Annotated in this window: 15 protein-coding genes and 1 tRNA gene; 7 read left to right on the top strand and 9 right to left on the bottom strand. The window is 69.2% G+C overall.

The genetic code is table 11. The annotated features are described in order from the left end of the window. Positions 1-143: 143 nt before the first annotated feature. Positions 144-2,606: a transglycosylase domain-containing protein gene (locus ACFWV3_RS28710; protein WP_382415523.1), complete on the top strand. Its 2,463-nt coding sequence runs from the start codon at positions 144-146 to the stop codon at positions 2,604-2,606. Here ACFWV3_RS28710 and ACFWV3_RS28705 read toward each other — a convergent pair. Beyond that, a complete protein-coding gene (locus tag ACFWV3_RS28705) occupies positions 2,603-3,244 on the bottom strand; it encodes a GntR family transcriptional regulator (protein WP_382415521.1) in 642 nt (213 codons plus the stop codon). The genes ACFWV3_RS28710 and ACFWV3_RS28705 overlap by 4 nt on opposite strands. Before the next feature lie 53 nt (positions 3,245-3,297). Here ACFWV3_RS28705 and ACFWV3_RS28700 point away from each other — a divergent pair, with 53 nt between their 5' ends. Continuing rightward, positions 3,298-4,014, top strand: a complete 717-nt coding sequence (locus ACFWV3_RS28700; protein ID WP_382415519.1) for an HAD-IA family hydrolase — start codon at positions 3,298-3,300, stop codon at positions 4,012-4,014. 37 nt (positions 4,015-4,051) lie between these two features. On the opposite strand, the gene ACFWV3_RS28695 is transcribed toward ACFWV3_RS28700, so the two are convergent. After that, positions 4,052-4,522 carry a GatB/YqeY domain-containing protein gene (locus ACFWV3_RS28695; RefSeq protein WP_382415517.1) on the bottom strand — a complete coding sequence of 157 codons (471 nt, stop codon included), beginning with the start codon at positions 4,520-4,522 and terminating at the stop codon, positions 4,052-4,054. A 68-nt stretch (positions 4,523-4,590) separates the two neighbouring features. Here ACFWV3_RS28695 and ACFWV3_RS28690 point away from each other — a divergent pair, with 68 nt between their 5' ends. Further along, positions 4,591-5,544, top strand: a complete 954-nt coding sequence (locus tag ACFWV3_RS28690) for a metallophosphoesterase (RefSeq protein WP_382415516.1) — start codon at positions 4,591-4,593, stop codon at positions 5,542-5,544. Positions 5,545-5,563: 19 nt separating this feature from the next. Further along, positions 5,564-5,637, top strand: a tRNA-Pro gene (locus ACFWV3_RS28685). Between the two features lie 104 nt (positions 5,638-5,741). On the opposite strand, the gene ACFWV3_RS28680 is transcribed toward ACFWV3_RS28685, so the two are convergent. Next, on the bottom strand, positions 5,742-6,608 hold the full coding sequence (locus ACFWV3_RS28680) for an alpha/beta fold hydrolase (protein WP_382415514.1): 867 nt from the start codon (positions 6,606-6,608) through the stop codon (positions 5,742-5,744). 470 nt (positions 6,609-7,078) lie between these two features. On the opposite strand from ACFWV3_RS28680, the gene ACFWV3_RS28675 reads away from it, so the two are divergent. Then, entirely contained in the window at positions 7,079-7,306 is a 228-nt protein-coding gene (locus ACFWV3_RS28675) for a hypothetical protein (protein ID WP_382415513.1), read from the top strand. Positions 7,307-7,379: 73 nt separating this feature from the next. Here ACFWV3_RS28675 and ACFWV3_RS28670 read toward each other — a convergent pair whose 3' ends face one another. Beyond that, positions 7,380-7,859 (bottom strand): GAF domain-containing protein, encoded by a 480-nt coding sequence (locus tag ACFWV3_RS28670; protein WP_382415512.1) that lies wholly within the window; start codon positions 7,857-7,859, stop codon positions 7,380-7,382. A gap of 204 nt (positions 7,860-8,063) precedes the next feature. On the opposite strand from ACFWV3_RS28670, the gene ACFWV3_RS28665 reads away from it, so the two are divergent. Next, positions 8,064-9,875 (top strand): S9 family peptidase, encoded by a 1,812-nt coding sequence (locus tag ACFWV3_RS28665; protein ID WP_382415510.1) that lies wholly within the window; start codon positions 8,064-8,066, stop codon positions 9,873-9,875. Positions 9,876-10,094: 219 nt separating this feature from the next. Here the strand turns inward: ACFWV3_RS28665 and ACFWV3_RS28660 are convergent, their stop codons facing one another. From ACFWV3_RS28660 to ACFWV3_RS28650, 3 genes are all read right to left on the bottom strand, one after another. Next, on the bottom strand, positions 10,095-10,571 hold the full coding sequence (locus tag ACFWV3_RS28660; protein WP_382415508.1) for a Dps family protein: 477 nt from the start codon (positions 10,569-10,571) through the stop codon (positions 10,095-10,097). Positions 10,572-10,587: 16 nt separating this feature from the next. Further along, complete coding sequence (locus ACFWV3_RS28655; RefSeq protein WP_382415506.1) at positions 10,588-11,010, bottom strand: organic hydroperoxide resistance protein; 423 nt, start codon at positions 11,008-11,010, stop codon at positions 10,588-10,590. A gap of 74 nt (positions 11,011-11,084) precedes the next feature. Continuing rightward, positions 11,085-11,660 carry an NADPH-dependent FMN reductase gene (locus tag ACFWV3_RS28650; RefSeq protein ID WP_382415504.1) on the bottom strand — a complete coding sequence of 192 codons (576 nt, stop codon included), beginning with the start codon at positions 11,658-11,660 and terminating at the stop codon, positions 11,085-11,087. Between the two features lie 65 nt (positions 11,661-11,725). Here ACFWV3_RS28650 and ACFWV3_RS28645 point away from each other — a divergent pair, with 65 nt between their 5' ends. Then, positions 11,726-12,778 carry an alpha/beta hydrolase gene (locus ACFWV3_RS28645; protein WP_382415502.1) on the top strand — a complete coding sequence of 351 codons (1,053 nt, stop codon included), beginning with the start codon at positions 11,726-11,728 and terminating at the stop codon, positions 12,776-12,778. Here the strand turns inward: ACFWV3_RS28645 and ACFWV3_RS28640 are convergent. Together ACFWV3_RS28640 and ACFWV3_RS28635 are read right to left on the bottom strand one after the other, a co-directional pair. Further along, complete coding sequence (locus ACFWV3_RS28640) at positions 12,754-13,929, bottom strand: MFS transporter (RefSeq protein ID WP_382415500.1); 1,176 nt, start codon at positions 13,927-13,929, stop codon at positions 12,754-12,756. The genes ACFWV3_RS28645 and ACFWV3_RS28640 overlap by 25 nt on opposite strands. Continuing rightward, entirely contained in the window at positions 13,926-15,110 is a 1,185-nt protein-coding gene (locus tag ACFWV3_RS28635) for an MFS transporter (RefSeq protein ID WP_382415498.1), read from the bottom strand. Before ACFWV3_RS28635 ends, ACFWV3_RS28640 begins: the two co-directional genes overlap by 4 nt. Positions 15,111-15,148: the final 38 nt, after the last annotated feature.

Below are 15,148 nucleotides of genomic sequence, written 5' to 3'. Positions count from 1 at the left end.
GTTGACGGACTGTAGTGCCGTTCGGTTCCCCTTCCAAGCCTGGGTCACCCGACTGTTACCTGTCTTGCGTATCTCTACTCATGCTGAGTAACGGCACTTACTGATCACGCTCACCCGTTCGTGTACGGCGTACGCTGGCCCGCGTGCGAGTCAGGAATGGCGTGCTCAAGATGCTCGGCCTGTGCCTGCTGGCTGGGGTTCTCCTCGCCGGCATGCTGTTCCCAGTCGTGGGTGCGACCGGCCTCGTCTCGAACAGGGCCAGCGACACCGTGGACAGCATCTCCGCCGACCTCGTGACGACGGATCCTCCGTTGATCTCGACGGTCACCGACAAGGACGGCGCCCCGATCGCCTACCTGTTCGACCAGTACAGAGTGCTCACGCCACCCGACAAGATCTCGCCGACGATGAAGGCGGCGCTGATCTCGGTCGAGGACCGGCGGTTCTACGAGCACCAGGGCGTCGACTGGAAGGGCACCATCCGCGCGGGCCTGACCAACCAGGTGAGCGGCTCGGTGTCGCAGGGCGCGTCCACGCTGACCCAGCAGTACGTGAAGAACTACCTGGTCCACGTCGTGGCGCGGAACAACAAGCTGGAGCAGGCCAAGGCCCAGGAGCAGACCATCGCGCGCAAGATGCGCGAGGCCCGCATCTCCCTGCAGCTGGAGCGCAAGCTGGGCAAGGAGGAGATCCTCGCCCGCTACCTCAACGTCGTCCCATTCGGCTCGACCATTTACGGCATCGCCGCGGCGGCCCAGGCGTACTTCAACACGACGCCCGACAAGTTGACGGTTCCCCAGGCGGCGATGCTCGCGGGAATGGTGAACAGTCCGTCAGCACTCGACCCCGAAGCGTATCCGGACAAAGCAATGGAGCGCCGGAACAAAGTGATCGACCGGATGGTCGAGAACGACAAGCTGTCGCGGGACGCGGGCGAGGCGGCGAAGAAGGAGAGCCTCGGGCTCGCGAACCCGGTCCGCACGCCGCCGAACGGCTGCGTCGGCGCCGGCCCGGAGAACGGCTTCTTCTGCTCGTACGTCATCAACTACCTGCAGCGCGCCGGCTTCAGCGAGGAGCAGCTGCGCACCGGCGGCTACACGATCCAGACCACTTTGGACAGGACCGTCACCCAGCAGGCGAAGGCCGCCGCGGAGGCGGGCGTCGGCAAGGGCGTCGACGGCATCGCGAACACCATGGCGGTCGTGAAGCCCGGCAAGGAGCGCCACGAGGTGCTGGCGCTGGTCGCGAACCGCGACTACGGCCTGAAGGCCGACCTGCGCCAGACGACGTACGACCTGCCGAGCGGCGTGGAGAACAAGTTCGGCGCGGGCTCGGTCTACAAGGTCTTCACGGCCGCGGCGGCGCTGGAGAAGGGCCTCGGCATCGAGAACGTCATCCAGACGCCGACGTCCTACACCTCGCGGGTCTTCAAGGGCGGCGCCCAGCGCTGCCCGAGCACCGGTGAGCCCGGCACGCGCTGGTACTGCCTGGCCAACTTCGACTCGAGCTACCCGTCGTCGATGACGCTCCAGCAGGCCCTCGCGACCTCGCCGAACACCGGCTTCGTGATCCTGGAGGAGCAGACCGGCATGGACGCGGTCGTCGACATGGCCTCGCGGCTCGGCATGCGCGAGACGATGGCGACGAACCTGCAGGGCACCCGGCCGGACCCGAAGGCCAAGGACAAGCAGAACCGCGTCTCGCAGACGGAGTTCTACAAGCAGAACGGCGGCAACGCCTCCTTCACGCTCTCCCCGGCGCCGGTGTCCACGCTGGAGCTCGCGAACGTCGCGGCCACCATCGTGAGCGGCGGCAAGTGGTGCCCGCCCACCCCGGTCGCCAAGGTGCTCGACCGCAACGGCAAGGCGGTCACGGTCAACGAGGCGCCGTGCGAGCAGGTCGTCGCCGAGGGCCTCGCGAACGGCCTCGCGGTCGGCATGAGCAAGGACGACATCGGCGGCGGCACCGCGGCCCAGGCGGCCCGCAACGCCAAGTGGACCCGCCCGATGATCGCGAAGACGGGCACCACCGAGGAGTACAAGTCGGCGGCGTTCATCGGCGCGACGCCGGACTTCGCGGGCGCCGTCCAGACGTTCAACGACGGCACCTCCCCCCGCCCGATCTGCCTGGCGGGCAACGGCGCGCCCCGGCTGTGCGGCAACGGCAACATCTTCGGCGGCACGATCCCGGCCAAGACGTGGTTCGAGACGATGACGAAGGTGCACGGCTCGCTGCCGGTGGCCCAGCTGCCCGCCGTCGAGCCCCGCTACCTCAAGGGCGGCAAGGAGATCCAGATCCCCGACGTGGTGGGCCGGCAGGTCAACGACGCCATGCGGATCCTGGACCAGGCTGGCTACAAGGCGAGCCAGCAGTCGGTGAACTCCGAGCAGCCCAAGGGCACGGTCGTGAGCCAGACGCCGCGCGGCAACGCGTTGCGCGGCACCGTGATCACGCTGTCGGTGAGCACGGGGTACGTGCCGCCGCCGGTGAACACGGAGCCGCCGAACTCCGGTCAGCCGCCCACACCGGGTGGTCCGACGGAACCGGGGCGTCCTGGCAGGCCGACGATCACGCTGCCGACGGAGCCCGGCAGACCAGGGCGTTAGAGCAGCTCGTTGAGGCGCTCCACGCTCGCCTCGACGTGCGCGCGGATCTCGGCGACCGCCCGGTCGCGGTCGCCGAGGCGGATGGCGTCCAGGATCAGCCGGTGCTCCGCGACGACCTCCTCCGGCGTCTCCGACTTGCTCAGCACCGTGAGGTAGAAGCGCAGCTCCTGGGTCAGCGACGCGAAGAACTCGTCGAGCCGTGAGCTGTCGAGCAGCGCGACGATGGCCTGGTGGAACGCGAGGTCGCGGTCGACGATGCCGACGCCGGTCCGTGCCGCCTGTTCCAGCTCCTCGAACGCCGTGGTGATCGCCTCGAGCTGCTCCGGGCGCGGGGTGCGGGCGATCGCGGCGGTCTCCAGGCGTTCGCGGGCCGTGTAGAGCGCCTCGACCTTCTCGCGGGTCGGCGCGATGACGACGGCGCCGCGGTTGACCTCGTAGCGGACCAGGCCGGTCAGCTCGAGGATGCGCACGGCCTCGCGGATGGTGTTGCGGGCGACGCCCAGCTCGGCCGCGATCGCGCTCTCCCTGAGCCTGTCACCGGGGCCGAAGGCGCCGGCCATGATCCGTTCGGAGAGGCCGTCGGCCAGCTGCTGGGCCGTGGTGGTGCGGCGCACTTCGAGGCCTTCGAGGGCGGACATGGCATCGAGTCTACTGAGTTGCTCTGCAGTTGAACTGTACTACAGTTCTACACATGGACCTGACGACGTTCCAGGCGCTCAGCTTCGACTGCTACGGCACGCTCATCGACTGGGAGACCGGCATCGCCGCGGTGCTCGCGCCGTGGGCTCGCGAACAAGGGCTCGACATTTCCAACGAGGACCTGCTGCTCGCCTACGCCGACGAGGAGGCGGCGGTCGAGGCCGCGACGCCGACCGCGCTCTACCCGGAGGTGCTGGCCAAGGCGTTCCGGCGGACCGGCACGAAGCTGGGACGCGAGGTGAGCGACGGGTGGGCGCGGCGGCTGGGTGACTCGGTGCCGGCCTGGCCCGCGTTCCCCGACTCCGCGGATGCGTTGGCGCGCTTGGCTTCCCGCTACCGGCTGATCATTCTGTCCAATGTGCACCGCGCGGGGTTCGCGGGCAGCAACGAGCAGCTGCGCGGGGACTTCGCGGCGATCATCACCGCGGAGGACGTCGGCGGGTACAAGCCGGCGGAGAACCACTTCCGGGCGCTGGACGCGAAGCTCGGCGAACTGGGCGTGGAGCGGTCCGGGTTGCTGCACGTGGCGCAAAGCCTGTTCCACGACCACGTTCCGGCCAAGCGCGAGGGGCTGCCGTCGGTGTGGATCAACCGCAGGCGGGACCGGCCGGGCTGGGGCGCGACGCCGCAGCCGTCCGGGGACTTCGGCTACGACCTCGAGTTCGGGTCGATGGGCGAGTTCGCGGACGCGGTCGACAAGGCGTTCTGAACGGTGCCGCAGCGACACCGCTGCGGCACCTCGTGTTCTAGCTGGTGAGCTTGGACTTCACGGCGGCGGCGACCCGGCCGCCCTCGGCGCGCCCGGCGACCTCGGCGTTGACGGCCTTCATGACCTGGCCCATCTGCTTGGGTCCCGGCGTCTCGCCGAGCTGCGCGGCGACGGCCTCGACTGCCTTGTCCACAATGGACGCGAGCGCGGCGTCGTCGAGCTGCGCCGGCAGGTAGGTCTCCAGCACGGCGAGCTCCTGGCGCTCCAGCTCGGCCTTCTCGGCCCGGCCGGCACCGTCGAACGCCTCGGCGGCCTCCTTGCGCTTCTTCGCCTCGCGCGAGAGGACCTTCACGACCTCGTCGTCACTGAGCTCGCGGGCCTGCTTGCCCGAGACCTCCTCGTTCGTGACGGCCGTGAGCGCCATACGCAGCGCACCAGCCGTGACCGTCTCCCGGGCCTTCATAGCCGCAGTCAGGTCGTTCTTCAGCCGCGTCTTCAACTCCGCCATGGCGCAGAACGGTACAGCGCCCCGGATGCCGCGCCGATCGAGTTAACGCCCTTCCGTACCCTTGACGCGTGAACAAGCTCGGCCGAGCCCTCCTCGCCACGACCGCAGTCGGTGCCGCGACCATCGCGTACGCGGCCGGAATCGAGAGGAGGCACTGGACGCTGCGGACAGCGACGGTGCCGGTGCTGTCCCCCGGCGCCAAGCCGATCCGCGTGCTGCACATCTCCGACCTGCACATGACGCCCAACCAGGTGTCGAAGCAGCGCTGGGTGGCCTCCCTCGCTGACCTGAACCCGGACTTCGTCGTCAACACGGGCGACAACCTCGCGCACAAGGACGCCGTACCGGGCGTGCTGCGCGCGCTCGGCCCGTTGCTCGACAAGCCGGGCGTGTTCGTGTTCGGCAGCAACGACTACTACGCGCCCAGGCTCAAGAACCCGGTGCGCTACCTGCTGCCGTCGGCCAAGACCAAGCGCATCCACGGCGTGACGCTGCCGTGGCGCGACCTCCGCGCGGGCATGATCGAGCGCGGCTGGGAAGACCTGACGCACCTGCGCAAGACCATCAAGGTCGGCGACCAGGAGATCTTCTGCGCGGGCCTCGACGACCCGCACCTCAAGCGCGACCGCTACGCCGACATCGCCGGCGCCCCTGACCCGTCCGCCGCCCTGCGCCTGGGCGTCACGCACTCGCCGGAACCGCGCGTGCTGGACCCGTTCGCCGCGGACGGCTACGACTTCGTGATGGCGGGCCACACCCACGGCGGTCAGCTGCGCGTGCCGTTCTACGGCGCGATTGTCACCAACTGCGAACTGGACCGTTCGCGCGCCCGCGGCGTTTCGCGCTGGGGCTCGCACATGTGGATGAACGTGTCCGCGGGCATGGGCACTTCTCCGTACGCTCCGGTGCGGTTCTGCTGTCCTCCGGAGGCTTCCCTGCTGACCCTGGTCCCGAGGCCTGTTACGCCTGGTCAGGGCCGGAATGAGGGGGTCCGATTCGGAGCTGGGGCGGACATGATGTAGAGTTCTACTCGTTCCCAGCCGGGGTGTGGCGCAGCTTGGTAGCGCGCTTCGTTCGGGACGAAGAGGTCGCAGGTTCAAATCCTGTCACCCCGATTGAACAAGAAAGAGCCGGTTTCCGCTGCTGCGGAGACCGGCTCTTTCTTTTCTCCGAATACCGGCCATTCCGCCGGACGATTCCCCACCCTCGGCCGAATCGGCTAGCGAACCGCCTTCAGCACGTCCTCGACCGCCCCGGCGACGACGTCCGGGCGCTCGGTCACGATCCCCTCGTGCGTGGTGTTCTCGGCGACCACGTGCTTGCGGTTCGGGCCGGCCTGGGCGAAGCGCGCCTGGGCGTCGCGCCACAGCCGCGCCGCCTCTGGTGCGTCGAACGGGGTGCCGGAGGTGACGATCACGGTCACCGGCACGGTGTTCGGCCAGGCGAGCTTGTTGTAGGCGCGGTGGGTGGGGGCGAAGTCGGCCATGACGGCGAGCAGCTGGCGGTTCTTCTTGGTCGAGGGCTGGGCCAGCAGGTCCGCGCGCTGCTGCTCGACGACCGGCGCGAAGGCCGTCAGCATCTCGTCGCTGAAGAAGTCGGGCACGTTGGCGTCGACGAGCACGGCACCGGCGACCCGGCCCGGGTTCTTTGCCGCGAACGTGGTGGCGACCTCGCCGGCGATCGAGTGCGAGACCAGCACGACCTTCCTCGTCTCGCTCAGTGCCCTGAGGCCCGCTTCGAGGTCCGAGACCGCGCTCTCGATCCTCCACGGGCCCGAAATCTCGTCGCTGCGGCCCTCGCCGGCCCGGTCGTAGGTGATGACCTTCCGGCCGGTGGTCCTCGCCAGCCTGGGCGCCAGGTCCTTCCAGTAGGACGAGCTCAGCCCGCCGCCCGCGTCCAGGACCAGGGCGGGCGACCTGCCGTCCACGACGTGGAAGACCAGGTCGTGCTCCGCGTTCGTCACCGTGCGCGTCGTAGCCGACGGGCTGCCCGTGGCGGCCGAGGCCGGGAACGCCGCGAGCGCGACGAGCACCGCGGCGCCGAGGGCGATCGCCTTGCGGCGCAGGGGAATCGAGTGCTTGGTCATGGCGAGAACCCTAGGAATGCCGCGCCCGGCCCACGATGAGGCGAACCAGCCGATCGGTACTGGTGCCAGCCATACCCGCGCGGTGAGGGTGATGCGAAACACGTTCATCACTGAATGCGAAAAAGATTCCATTCAAAAGTGAATTGTCTCCACCTTTGTTCGTCGACAAGTCGGCTTACGCCCACTTCGGCCACAGAGTCGAAGGTCCCGAGCAGTCGGCGCAAAAGGCATCAACGTTCCCGATAAGCCACCCGATCGTGTGATACGTCTCGACACCAGCGGCAGCAGACTTCACCGTAATTGCAGGACGTAGGGCGATCGTTCTACGCCAAACAATTCGAAACGACTACGTAGCGTTAACCCTTACGAGTGAGAGTTGACGCCACACATCACCGTACGTAACAGCTGTCTAGATCCAAACGACGTAGGCAGTGGTTCGACACTCGTTGAATAACTGGGAGAAGCTCGTGATGGACTCCGCCCCCGCCGTCAGTCCTGCTCACCGGCCTTGGATCGTCCTGGCCGCCAAGACCGTCGTGGTGCTGCAACTGCTCGCGATCGTCTACATGTTCACCTCGATCTGGGTCGCGATCGCCGTCGCGGCCGCGTTCACCCTCGCCGTCTTCGCGGTGCGGGCGCTGTCCCGCGCGTCGGGCAAGGTCGACCAGATCTTCGAGGAAGAGCTCCACCGCCCCTGAGCGCGGAACTCGTCAGCCGGTGGCGCGGCGACCGTGCCCCGGCGGTCGCCGACGGTGCGGCGCTCCGGCCGCATCAGGCGATGAAGCCCCGCGCGGGCAGGCCCTCGGGGAAGCGCTCCAACGCATCGCCGGCCTCCAGCGCCAACGACTCCAGGCTCCCGGTCTCCCCCTGCGTCGCCGAGTGCGGAACGGCCCAGTAGCAGCCGATCGCACCAATTGCCTCGGGACGCAGGATCGGGGCCATCACCAAGCTCCGCACGAATGTCGGCCGGTACGCGTCCTGAGGAATCCTCGAATCGAAGCGGATGTCCCTGATCGCCACCGTCTGACGATTTCTCATCGCCCAGCCGCTGATGCAGTTGACGGCGGGGAAGCGCTGGCCCTTCCACAACGGGCTCATCGAGTCCTCGTCGGCGTAGTAGCAGAGATCGCCGTCGAGCAGCACCAACGTCGCACCGTGGGCGGCCAGCGAGGAACGGGCCGTCGTGCGGACGATCCGCTGCACCTCCTCCAGGGTGGCTGCCGCGGCGAGGCGATCCATCGTTTCGGACATGCTTCCAAGTTATCCCCCGGAAGGCTTCACATCCAGCTATTCCCCGTCGAACAAACACAATCCGATCAATTGATCTACACGACTGTGCAGGTCTGTTTCGACGTGTGCTCGGGAAGCCGGGGAACAGCTGACCCGTTGTCGTCGTGACGCCGGTGTCAACCCGCAAATCCCCATGGCCCGGACTTCGGACTCTAGTGTTGAAGGGTGACGACGCACCCCTCTCCCACCGTTCCGGACCAGCTCTTCGACGACCCGGCCGCCGAGACCCGCTGGCGCGAGCGGTTCACCGCTCCCCGGATGAGCCTGCCCGGCTGGGCCGACGACGCACCGGACCGGACGCTGTACGTCTCCAACGCGAGCGGGGTCTGGGAGATCTACGCCTGGGACCGGGCCACCGACGAGCACCGCCGGGTCACCGACCGCCCCAACGGCACGTCGCACGGCACGTTGAACCCCGACGGCACCGAGATCTGGTGGTTCGACGACCACGACGGCGACGAGTTCGGCGTCTGGGTGCGCGAGCCGTTCACCGCGGACGGCAGCAAGGCCGAGCCCGCGCTGCCCGACGTGACGGCCGGCTACCCGGCAGGCCTGGAGATCGGGCCGACCGTCACGGCCGTGGCCGCGTCCACCGACGACGGCACCACGGTCTGGCTGTCGCGCGGCGGCCGGTCCGAGGTGATCTACCAGCACGTCAACGACGCCGGCGTGTCCTCGATGTCCAAGGACGAGTCGCTGGTCGGGATCGCGCACTCCGAGCACGGCGACAACCGGCACATGGCGCTGCGCGTGCTCGACGCCGCGACCGGGGACACCAAGGCCGAGAAGTGGGACGGCAAGGGCAAGGGCCTCGACGCCATCTCGTTCAGCCCGGTGCGCGGGGACCAGCGGCTGCTGGTGCTGCACGAGCGCCGCGGCCGCGAGGAGCTGCTGATCTGGGACGTCGCCGCGGACACCGAGTCCGAGATCGTGCTGGACCTGCCGGGTGAGGTGGCCGCCGACTGGTACCCGGACGCGTCGGCGTTGCTGATCGTGCACACCCACCACGGCCGCAACACCGTGCACCGCTACGACCTCGCGAGCGGCGAGCTGTCCACGCTGGACACCGCGCCCGGCGTGATCGGGTCGGCGGGCGTGCGGCCGGACGGCACGATCGAGTACTCGTGGTCGTCCGCCGAGAAGTCCACGGTGATCCGCGCGCTGGCCACCGACGGCACCGAGAGCGTGCTGGTCGAGCCGCAGGGCGCGAAGCCCGCGACGTCGCGCAAGCTCGAGGACGTCTTCGTCGGCGACGTGCACGCGCTGGTCTCCAAGCCCGACGGCGAGGGCCCGTTCCCGACGGTCTTCCTGATCCACGGCGGCCCGCACTCCTCCGACGAGGACCGCTTCTCCGCCTACCGCGCGGTGTGGCTGGACGCCGGGTTCGCCACGGTGCACGTCAACTACCGCGGTTCCAGCGGTTACGGCTCGAAGTGGCGCGACGCCATCGAGGGCAGGCCGGGGCTCACCGAGCTCGAGGACATCGCCGCCGTGCACGACTGGGCGGTCGAGTCCGGGCTCACCGACCCCGCCAGGTCGGTCCTGAACGGCGCGTCGTGGGGCGGCTACCTGACCCTGCTCGGCATCGGCACGCAACCGGAGCGCTGGGCCGTCGGCGTCGCGGGGGTCCCGGTGGCGGACTACTTCGCCGCCTACGAGGACGAGATGGAACCGCTGCGGGCGTTCGACCGGGCGTTGTTCGGCGGCTCACCCGAAGAGCTCCCCGAGCTCTACAAGGAGTGCTCGCCGCTGACGTACGTCGACCAGGTCACCGCTCCGGTGCTCATCCTCGCGGGCGAGAACGACCCGCGCTGCCCGATCCGGCAGATCGACAACTACCTCGACGCGCTCGCGGCCCGCGGGCACACGTACGAGATGTACCGCTACGACGCCGGCCACGGCTCGTTGGTCGTCGCCGAGACGATGGTGCAGACGGCGGCCGAAGTGGACTTCGCTCGACGCCACCTCGGTCTCTAGTGCGGTGACCACGAACCCTTGCCGGGTTGTGCGCGGTCCAGGGCGACGCATCGTGGTGCCTCCCCCACGTCCTCGTACTGGTTGTACGGGGGCGTGGGGGAGGTGCCGCGAGGCGTCCACCTGGGCCCCGCAGAACCCGGTGAGGATTGTGGTCACCGCACTGGACACGACGAGGCCCGCTCCACGGGGGGAGCGGGCCATCCGTCGTTCTCGAACCGGTCAGGCCGACTGGGCCTGCCACATCCAGTGCGCCTGCTCCAGCTCCTGCGTGATGCCGATCAGCAGGTCCTGGGTCACGAGGTCCGGCTTGTCGGTCTCGTCGATGCGCGCACGCATCCGCGAGATCAGCGAAGCCAGCGACGTCGTGATCGACGTGACGACCTGGTCCTCCTTCAGCCAGCCGGTCTCGATCTCGGGCAGGCCGGTCGACGCGGCGATGGTCTTCGCCGTGCCGTTGGGCGTGACACCGAGAGCGGCCGCCCGCTCGGCGACCTGGTCGGCGGCGTTGCGCGCCAGGACGACCAGTTCGTCGAGCTGGAGGTGGACGCTGCGGAAGTTCTTGCCGATCACGTTCCAGTGCGCCTGCTTCCCGATCAGGGACAGGTCGACCAGGTCGACCAGCGTCGCCTGCAGCACGGTTCCGACCGCGTCGCGGTCGCCGTCGGACAGCGGGCTGGTGATCGGGTTCTTGGCCATTGTGAACGCGCCTCCCTTAGACGGTGACGGTGAGCGTCACCTCGATGTTGCCGCGCGTCGCGTTGGAGTACGGGCAGACCTGGTGGGCCTGCTCGACGAGCTTCTCCGCGACCGCCTGGTCGAGTCCGGGGATCTTCACCGCGAGCTCGACGGCGAGCTGGAAGCCGCCTGCCCCGTTGGATCCGATCCCCACCTTGGCGGTTACCTCGGAAGACGCAACTTGAATCTTCCCGGCGCGGGCGACGGCGGCGATGGCGGAGTTGAAGCAGGCCGAGTACCCGGCCGCGAAGAGCTGCTCGGGGTTGGTCGCGTCACCGCCGGGGCCGCCCATCTCCTTCGGGACCGACAGCACCTCGTCGATCACACCGTCGGAGGAACGCACCTCGCCGTTGCGGCCTTCGCCGTAAGCAGTCGCCTCAGCCGTGTACAGCGCTTCCATTCCGCTCTCCTCAAGTAGATGACCCTGTCACCGAGAAGAACGCATCGTGCACGATTTAAATGCCCCGTCGTGACTCAGCTCACGTCGGGACGGGCGGCCTGGCTCAGCGCGAACTCGACGACCTGGCGCCCGATCACCCGCAGGTTCCTGTCGACGTCGGCGTCCGAGCAGGCACCGTCGCCGTCGAACTTGACCTGCGCGGAGTTGATCGCGGCACCCAACGGCGTGGGCCAGCCGCGCAGCGCGTGCACGATCGAACGAACAGCCGCGAGCGTGTTCACCGCGGCCTGCCAGCCGTACGCGGCGGTGATCGTGCCGATCGCGCGGCCGTCGAGGTACGGGCGGTCGTCGTCGCGGAGGTCCTCGATGTAGTCGAGGGCGTTCTTGACCAGACCGGACACCGTGCCGTGATAGCCCGGCGACACGACGATCACGCCGTCGGCCCTGCGCAGGTCCTCGACCATCCGCATGGCCACGTCCGTGCGGTCGGGCACCGACGGGTCGTAGAACGGCAGCACCAGGTCGGGTCCGCTGTACTGGATCGTCTGCGCACCGAGCTCGCGGGCACCCTCCAGAGCCACCCGCAGCGCCCGTTCGGACTGCGAGTCGGACCTGATCGAGCCCCCGATGCCCACCACCGTCACCGTCATACCAACGATCCTTCCACCTCCAGATACCTGGAGATCCAGCACTACTCGCGAGTAACCTTCACCACATGTCGAACTTCCAGGCGGCCGTGCTGGCCGGTGCTCTGCGCTTCGCGTTCGGTCTCCCCGGCCCCGTGCGTCGTCTCATCGCCGGTACGCCCATCCGCCTGGACGGCCAGGACCTGCACCCGGAGGCGCAGCTCCTGCTGAGGCTCCAGCAGCTGTCCGGGACGGACTGGCGCACGAAGACAGCATCCGAGAGCCGACTGGACCTGGAGTTGAGTTCGAGGCTCGTCTCGGGTCCGAAGATCACCGGGGTGGGTGCGCGGGAGCTCACGATCGGGGAGTTCGCCGGCCGTCTCTACACGCCGGACGGCCTCGCGCCCGGCTCGGCTTTGTTGATCTTCTACCACGGCGGCGGCTGGGTGACCGGAAGCCTCGACAGCCACGACAACCTGTGCCGGTTCCTCGCGAAGGAGGCCGGCGTGCGGGTGCTCGCGGCCGACTACCGGCTCGCGCCGGAGGCACCGTTCCCGGCCGCGGCCGACGACGCCGCCGAGGTGCTGCGCTACGCCATCGCGAAGGCGGAGGACCTGGGCATCGACCCGAAGCGGATCGCGCTCGGCGGCGACAGCGCGGGCGGCAACCTGGCCGCCGTCACCGCGCACGGCGCCGAGATCGACCTCGCGTTCCTGCTGCTCTTCTATCCCGGCGTGGACGCGTCGGTGCGCCGCCGGTCGCGGGAGATCTTCGGCAACGGGTTCTTCCTGACCGACGAGAAGATGGACTGGTTCCTCGACCAGTACACCGAGGGCGGCAAGGACCGGCACGACCCGCGGCTGTCGATCATGCTGGCCGAGGACCTCTCGGGCCTGCCGCCGACCTACGTCGCGACCGCGGGCTACGACCCGTTGCGCGACGAGGGCGAGGCCTTCGCCGAACGCCTGGCAGCCGAGGGCGTGCCGGTCGTGCTGCGCCGCCACGAGGGCCTGTTCCACGGCTTCGCCAACGTGCTCGGCATCGGCGGGATCTTCCGCGAGGCCGTGTCCGAGGCGGTGGGTGCCCTGCGGACCGGCCTCGCGCTGGCCAACTCCGCTCAGGACGTGGCCGAGACAGCCTGACGCTGGCGGCTGAACACCCAGCCCAGCCCGGCGACGAGCAGTCCGGCCAGTCCGGCGACGACGAAGCCGAGCGGGGGTCCGCTGTGGTCCACGGCGACCCCCGCGAGCGGCTGGCCCGCCGCGACGCCGAACGTGAACGCCGAGCCCTGCAGCCCGAGCGCGAGACCGCGGGCCGTCGGCGGCGCGTGCCTGCTGATCAGCTCGGTCGAGGCCGTGATGGTCGGTGCGCACACCAGGTTCATCGGGATGAGCGCGAGCGCCAGCAGCAGCACGCTGCCGTCGCCCAGTCCGACCGGGATCTCCAGCAACGCCATGCAGGCCAGCAGGACCACCCCGCTGGGCACCCGTTTGATGCTGCCGTAGACGAGCCCGCCGGTGGCCGACGCGGCGCACATCACCACGAAGACCAGGCCCAGCCAGCTCTGCTTGCCCGCCTGCTCCAGCGAGGCGATGGACGCGATCTCCATGCCGGACAACGTCATCGTCGCCCCGAACGGGATGATCAACGCAGCGAGCACCGGTCCGCGCAGCCACTGCCGGACCTTCGGCGGCGGTCCGTCGACGACCTCGTCCTCGTGCACCAGCACCGGGTTCACGGCGAACAGCACCGCGCTCGCCGCCAGGATCGCCACGCCGATGGTGACCAGCGCCGTGCCGGTCGAGAACTTCGTCGCGATGGCCACACCCGCGGCGGGTCCGACCATGAAGGACAGCTCGACCGAGATGGAGTCGAGCGAGAACGCCGGGCGCCGGTGGGGTTCGGGCACCAGCGCGGTCAACGCCTGCCGGCCGATCGACATCATCGGCACCGCCACCAGCCCGTTGGCGAACGCGAGCACCAGCAGGACGTAGTAGTCCATCAGCGGCGCGGTCACCCAGAACAGGCCTTCGAGCAGGCTCAGGGCCAGCACGAACCGCAAGCCCTTGCTGTCGACGAGCTTGCCCATCAGCGGTGACCCGAGGCCCAGACCGATCATGGTCGCGAACCCGACCGTGCCGGCCGCCGCGTAGCCCTCGTCGAGCGTGGTGACGACGTGCAGCGTCACCGTGACGCCCGCCGCCGTCGGAGGGATCCGGGCGAAGAGCATCAGCAGCATCAGGGGCCGGACGCCGGGCAGCGTCAGGACACTCCGGAACGGGGCGAAGTTCACGGGGCCATCGTCACCCGAGTGGCAACCGGTTTGCGCGCCAGCACCCAGGCGGCGGCCGCCACCACCAGCCCGATGCCACCGGCGACGGCGAAGCCGGCCGGAGCGCCGCCGCCGTCGATCACCACACCGGCGACAGGAGCACCGATCGCGCCGCCGAGGGTGAACGCCGATCCCTGCAAGCCGAGCGCGAGGCCGCGGACGGAAGGCGGGGCGAGTCTGCTGATGTGCTCGCCGGAGGCGGAGACCAGCGGCGCGCACATGAGGCTCGCCGGCACGAGCAGCAGACACAGCAGCAGCACGTTGCCGTCGCCCAGACCGATCGGAACCTCCAGCACCGCCATGAGCGCCAGCAACATCACCACGCTGGGCACTCGCTGCACACCTCCGTAGACCAGACCGCCCACGATCGACGCCGCGCACATCGCGAAGAACACCAGGCCGAGCCAGTTCTGCTCCCCGATGTGCTCCAGCGACGCGATGGCCGAGAGCTCCATGCCCACGATGCACACCTTCGCGCCGGCGCACACGACCAGCACGCCGAGGATCCGCCTGCTCATCCACTCGGCGATCTCGGGCTTCGGCCCGTCGACGACCTCGTCCCGGTGGATCGTCGGCGGGTTCGCCCAGTACAGCACCACGCCCGTGACCAGGAGCACCAGGCCGACGAGCGGCAGCGCGGCGTTCGTGGAGAATCTCGTGGCGACGAGCACGGCGAGAGCGGGCCCGGCCATGAACGACAGCTCGACGGAGATCGAGTCGACCGACAACGCCGCCCGGCGTCCGCTCTCCGGCACGAGGGCGGTGATCACCTGGCGACCGATCGGCATCATCGGCACGCCGGCCAGCCCCACCAGGAACGACGTCCCGAGCAACGTCCAGTAGTCCATCAGCGGCGCGGTGAGCCAGAACACCGCCGACGCCGTGACTCCCACGGCCAGCACCGGCCGCAGGCCGCGTTCGTCCACGAGCCTGCCCATCAGCGGCGCGCCGAGGCCCATGCCGATCGTGCCCGCCGCGCCGACCAGCCCCGCGGCGCCGTAGCCGCGGTCCAGCGTGACGGCGACGTGCAGCGTCAGGATCACCCCGGTCGCCGCCTGCGGCATCCTGGCGAAGAACATCAGCAACGTCAGCGGACGCACTCCGGGTTGCACCAGGACGTGTTTGAACGGGGCGAGGTCCACAGGGTCATCCTCGCCCGTCCGGCAAAAGGTTTTCTTTG

Source organism: Lentzea sp. NPDC059081 (assembly GCF_042738015.1).
Classification (GTDB): Bacteria; Actinomycetota; Actinomycetes; order Mycobacteriales; family Pseudonocardiaceae; genus Lentzea.
Note: the sequence above shows the minus strand (reverse complement) of the source record. Positions and strands in the feature narration are given on the sequence as shown.

Coding starts and splice junctions, on each gene's coding strand:
- ACFWV3_RS28705 (WP_382415521.1), bottom strand. CDS start 3,244: ATGTCCGCCCTCGAAGGCCTCGAAGTGCGCCGCACCACCACGGCCCAG.
- ACFWV3_RS28700 (WP_382415519.1), top strand. CDS start 3,298: ATGGACCTGACGACGTTCCAGGCGCTCAGCTTCGACTGCTACGGCACG.
- ACFWV3_RS28695 (WP_382415517.1), bottom strand. CDS start 4,522: ATGGCGGAGTTGAAGACGCGGCTGAAGAACGACCTGACTGCGGCTATG.
- ACFWV3_RS28680 (WP_382415514.1), bottom strand. CDS start 6,608: ATGACCAAGCACTCGATTCCCCTGCGCCGCAAGGCGATCGCCCTCGGC.
- ACFWV3_RS28675 (WP_382415513.1), top strand. CDS start 7,079: ATGGACTCCGCCCCCGCCGTCAGTCCTGCTCACCGGCCTTGGATCGTC.
- ACFWV3_RS28670 (WP_382415512.1), bottom strand. CDS start 7,859: ATGTCCGAAACGATGGATCGCCTCGCCGCGGCAGCCACCCTGGAGGAG.
- ACFWV3_RS28660 (WP_382415508.1), bottom strand. CDS start 10,571: ATGGCCAAGAACCCGATCACCAGCCCGCTGTCCGACGGCGACCGCGAC.
- ACFWV3_RS28655 (WP_382415506.1), bottom strand. CDS start 11,010: ATGGAAGCGCTGTACACGGCTGAGGCGACTGCTTACGGCGAAGGCCGC.
- ACFWV3_RS28650 (WP_382415504.1), bottom strand. CDS start 11,660: ATGACGGTGACGGTGGTGGGCATCGGGGGCTCGATCAGGTCCGACTCG.
- ACFWV3_RS28645 (WP_382415502.1), top strand. CDS start 11,726: ATGTCGAACTTCCAGGCGGCCGTGCTGGCCGGTGCTCTGCGCTTCGCG.